The 4,457-nt window shown below is 72.2% G+C and carries 5 protein-coding genes; 2 read left to right on the top strand and 3 right to left on the bottom strand.

Features of this window, described 5'->3' with window-relative positions:
• Positions 1-137 precede the first annotated feature (137 nt).
• The 3 genes from tgmB to G3I40_RS06910 all read right to left on the bottom strand — a co-directional run bounded on the left by tgmB (position 138) and on the right by G3I40_RS06910 (position 2,902).
• Positions 138-1,139 carry an ATP-grasp ribosomal peptide maturase gene (gene tgmB, locus G3I40_RS06920; RefSeq protein WP_164301275.1) on the bottom strand — a complete coding sequence of 334 codons (1,002 nt, stop codon included), beginning with the start codon at positions 1,137-1,139 and terminating at the stop codon, positions 138-140.
• Between the two features lie 14 nt (positions 1,140-1,153).
• Positions 1,154-1,345 (bottom strand): putative ATP-grasp-modified RiPP, encoded by a 192-nt coding sequence (gene tgmA / locus G3I40_RS06915; RefSeq protein WP_164301274.1) that lies wholly within the window; start codon positions 1,343-1,345, stop codon positions 1,154-1,156.
• A 207-nt stretch (positions 1,346-1,552) separates the two neighbouring features.
• Positions 1,553-2,902 (bottom strand): 6-phospho-beta-glucosidase, encoded by a 1,350-nt coding sequence (locus tag G3I40_RS06910; RefSeq protein WP_164301273.1) that lies wholly within the window; start codon positions 2,900-2,902, stop codon positions 1,553-1,555.
• Between the two features lie 58 nt (positions 2,903-2,960).
• Here G3I40_RS06910 and G3I40_RS06905 point away from each other — a divergent pair, with 58 nt between their 5' ends.
• On the top strand, positions 2,961-3,794 hold the full coding sequence (locus tag G3I40_RS06905; RefSeq protein ID WP_164301272.1) for a hypothetical protein: 834 nt from the start codon (positions 2,961-2,963) through the stop codon (positions 3,792-3,794).
• Positions 3,795-3,899: 105 nt separating this feature from the next.
• On the top strand, positions 3,900-4,457 hold a 558-nt coding region (locus tag G3I40_RS06900; RefSeq protein ID WP_164301271.1), incomplete at its 3' end, for a HEAT repeat domain-containing protein.

The following is a 4,457-nucleotide window of genomic DNA, read 5'->3' as shown; positions in this document are numbered from 1 at the left end:
CGCGTGGTGCTGCCGCGCACGGCGCCCTGCTGGGTGGTGACGACTGGCTCGCTCATCCCGTGCCGCTCCCTCGGCCGCGGCGCCCGCCCGCCGGACGCCTCTCCCACCCGTCACTCTGCCACCGCCGCGGCCAAAGATCACGGGCGGGACGGGTCCGGGCCGCGCGCGTGCCCGCCCGCGTCGCCGTACCGGGAGGGTCCCAGCGGCTCCCCCGCGAGCCACTGCGCGACGGCCCGGCCGATGGGCTGCCCCGTCTCGATCTCGACGAAGCCGAACTGGCCGGACTGGTTGCACTCCAGGAACCACCAGATCCCGTCGGTGTCCTCCGCGAAGTCGAAGGCGCCGTACGCCAGCCGGGACCGGGCGAGATAGTCGCGGACGCCGTCGGCGACGCTCCGCGGCACCCCTACCGGCTGCCAGGGTCCGGCGGCCGGGTCGAAACGGACGTCCACCACGTCGTCGGGGCCCGTGGGGGCGCTCGCCGCCCGCGCCGCGAACATCTCCTCGCCCACGCAGGTCAGGCGGATGTCGGCGGTCTTGCGCACCCTGCGCTGCAGCAGCGTCGGCCCGTGCGCGACGTCCCGGTAGTCCTCCCCGGGGCGCACCCGGGTCGTCGGCACCGCGAGCGAGCCGTCACCGGGGTGCGCGCCGGACACCGGTTTGACGACCAGGTCGGGATAGCGCTCAGCGAACTCCCGCGCCACCCGCGGGAACGTGGTGATCAGCGTGGCCGGCACGGGCAGTCCGCACGCCCGTGCCAGCCATAACTGCCAGGGTTTGTGGCGTGCCTGACGCGCCGCGTCGGGGTGGTTCATCCAGCGCGCGTCCGTGCAGCGCAGCATCCCGTACAGGGCCTGCGAGGACTCCTCCGTGAGCCAGGCGGACGCGGCGCGGGACCGCGTGGCCGGCGCGCCGGGGCGGCGCACCCAGATGGAGCGCAGCCCGCCCATGGTCACGACCCGGCCGCCGACGGAGAGGTGGCCGTGGAACGTCCCGTGCGCGTACTCGCCCGACACGTCGACGCCGCCGGGCAGTTCTGCCGGGTCCAGTCGCAGGACCGGGATTCCCCTGGCGTTCAATTCCACGACCGCCATGTCGGCCGTCACATCCTGTTCGCTCGTCAGGATCAGCACCGTCATTTCCGGGCGGCCGCTCAGTCGTCGAAATGGGTTTTGGATCCGGCGGTGGACGTGGTTGCCGCGCATTCCCGCAACACTGTGTAGTCGCGCGCGGCCACTCCGCCGTCAGGCAGTACGTTCAACTGCAGTGCGGAGTCGTACGTGTACGGCGCGCTGACCTCAACCTCTTGCGCGGGGCGCGCATAGTTCAAAGCGAACGGTCGCATGTGTACTCCTAGTTGGGGGGTGCACCAAGTCAAGCTCATGGTGACTCTCCGGCGTCACTCTCCTGAGGAATTTCTCAGATTCTCTCTGTAGAACGCATCACACCTACGGAGGAGTTGCTTCCGCACGCTGCGTGATGATCCGACGTCAGGAACGGAAAAGGGGCGGCCATTCGGGCCGCCCCTCATCAATACCGTCTTTACACGCCTTTACACGTCCTGACGCCGACCTCCACGCATGAGGTAGGAGAGGCCCGGGTGCACGTCGGTATAGCCGGTGACCAGCCGTTCGGCGACGGCGACGGAGTCCACGAGGGGGTGCAGCGCGAACGCCTTCACGGCTCCGGCCCGCGACCCGGATTCGGCGGCCGTGAGCACCTCGCGCTCCACGGCCTTGACCGCGGTGACCAGACCGGCGGCGTGCAGCGGCAGCGGCTCGACGGCGACGGGGTGCGCCCCGTTGGCGTCGACCAGGCAGGGCACCTCGATGACGGCGTCCGCGTCCAGGGCGGCGAGCGTGCGCCGGTTGCGGACGTTGAGGATGAGCGTGGCGCGCTCGTCGCGGGCGATGGCCCGCATCAGGGCGAGGGCCACCTTCTCGTAGCCGCCGCCTTCCTCGAGGTCGGCGGCGTCGCGCTCACCGGCGCCGGACGCCTCGCGGTTGTCCGCCATGTACGTGGCTTCGCGCTCGGCCCGCGTGCGGTCCCAACTCCCGTACGAGGGAGCGGCGTAGAACGCGGTCTGCTGAGCGGCGAGGAAGGCGCCCCGGGTCCGCTCGGCCTCCCGGTAGGCGCGGACGGTCTCCCGGTTGAAGTAGTAGTAGTGCAGGTACTCGTTCGGGATCGCGCCGAGCGAGCGCAGCCAGTCGGTGCCGAACAGGCGCCCCTCCTCGAACGACCCGAGGAGTGTGTCGTCGGCGAGCAGCCGGGGCAGTTCGTCCCGGCCGCGCACCTTCAACCCCCGCAGCCAGCCGAGGTGGTTGAGACCCACGTAATCGACCCACGCGTCGGCCGGGTCGGCCCCGAGGACGCGGGCGACGCGGCGGCCCAGCCCGACGGGCGAGTCGCAGATGCCGATGACGCGGTCGCCGAGGTGCCGCGACATGGCCTCCGTCACCAGACCCGCGGGGTTGGTGAAGTTGATGACCCAGGCGTCGGGGGCGACCTCCTTGACGCGGCGCGCGATGTGCACGGCCACCGGCACGGTCCGCAGCCCGTACGCGATGCCGCCCGCGCCGACCGTCTCCTGCCCCAGCACCCCCTGCTCCAGCGCGATCCGCTCGTCCAGGGCCCGCCCTTCGAGGCCGCCGACCCGGATCGCCGAGAACACGAAGTCGGCGCCGCGCAGCGCCTCGTCGAGCTCGGTCGTCGCGTGCACGGCGGGCGCGTCGGGCACCCCGTTGGCTTGTTCTCGCAGTACGCCGGTGATGGCCCGCAGCCGGTCCGCGTCGACATCATGCAGCGTGACCTCGGTGACCCGGCCCTCCGCATGATCACCGAGCAGTGCCCCGTACACCAGGGGCACTCGAAATCCGCCACCACCGAGAATCGTCAGCCTCATGCCCGGATCGTAGGGCAGCCTGGTCCCCGACCTGATCTTCGACCGGCGGAGGCCCCCCATGAACCGACGCACGAGACGCCGACTCCTCACCCTGGCAGCAGCGACAGGGGCGCTCGCGCTCGGCGCGGGTACCGCGTCGGCCGCGGCCGCGCCCTCCTGGAGCGAGACCGGCACCAGCCACGTGAACTCGCTGACCGGCAGCCAGGGCCTGGCGAGCCGGGCCGACGGCTCGCTGCTGCACCGGGGGCTCGCCTCGGTGCCGCTGGACCTGCGGATAGCGGGCTGGTCCCACGTCGGGGACCCGGACGTGTCCGGCGGCTACACCTTCGACGCGTACCAGGGCGGCGACGACGCGACGACGAAGATGTTCGCGGCGACGGCACCGGACGGCACCCGTACCACCTACGAACACACCCTGGACCAGGGCGAGTTGCTCAACAACTCTTTCGCCTCCGTCTCGCCCGACGGGCAGTGGCTGGTGTCCGGCGAGTGGGGCACGATGAACCGGCTCCAGGTCTTCCCCACGCCCGTGCTGAACCGGTCCGCCCCGGCCCCCGGCGCCGACCTCCCGCAGGCCGGGCAGATCGCGCTCGACAAGCCGGTCGACAACATCCAGGGCTGTGACTTCACCGACGCGACGCACCTGCTCTGCTCGTCCGACGACGCCGCCAAGGAGGTGCTGGAGGTCGCCCTCGACCGCCCGCTCGACGGCCGGCCGGTCACGGGCCACGTCACGACCGCCTTCGCGATCCCGCAACGCAGCATCTGCTCCGGCTCGTTCGAGGCGGAGGGCATCGACTACGACGCCGCGCGCGGCAGCCTGCGCGTGGAGATCGTGCCGCCGTCGCCGTGCCTGGTGACCACGGCCGTGATCGCGTACAAGAAGAACTGAGGTCGCGGGGCCCGGCCGATGGCGACCGGGCCCCGCCTGCGCGCCGGTGCGTTTGACCTTGACACGGTGACAAGGCCTTCACTGCTCGCCATGGAGGTGGTCCCGATGACGATCACGACACTGGGCGCCGACGCGATGCGTGCGCTGCAAGGGCTGGCGGACGACCGTGCGTCCGTGCGGCTGCGGGCGGCTCTGGAGCTCGGTACGACACCCGACCCGCGCTGCGTCGACGCGCTCGTCGCGCGCTGTGCGAGCGAGCCCGAGTTCTTCGTCCGCGACATGCTGACCTGGGCGCTCACCCGCCACCCGGTGTCCGTGACGCTGCCCCGGCTGCTGCGCGAGGTCCGCTCGGAGCGGGCGCAGGCGCGGAGCCAGGCACTGCATACCCTGTCCAAGATCGGGGACCGCGGCGCGTGGCCGGCCCTCACACCGGCGCTCCTGTCCGACCCCGACGAGGAGGTGGCCCGCAGCGCGTGGCGGGCCGCGGTCGTGCTCGTGCCCGACGGGGAGGAGTCCGCCTTGGCGACGGCGTTGGCGACGCAGCTGGGGCGCGGCGGGCAGCAGACACAGCTCAGTCTCAGCCGGGCGCTGATCGCGTTGGGCGACGCGACGGCGCCTGCCCTGGGCGCCGCGTCGACGGCCGCCGATCCGCGGACGCGGGCG

This window comes from Streptomyces sp. SID14478, from assembly GCF_010548525.1.
In the GTDB taxonomy this organism is placed as follows: domain Bacteria; phylum Actinomycetota; class Actinomycetes; order Streptomycetales; family Streptomycetaceae; genus Streptomyces.
The sequence above is the reverse complement of the archived record's forward strand: the minus strand, read 5'-3'. Positions and strand labels throughout refer to the sequence as shown.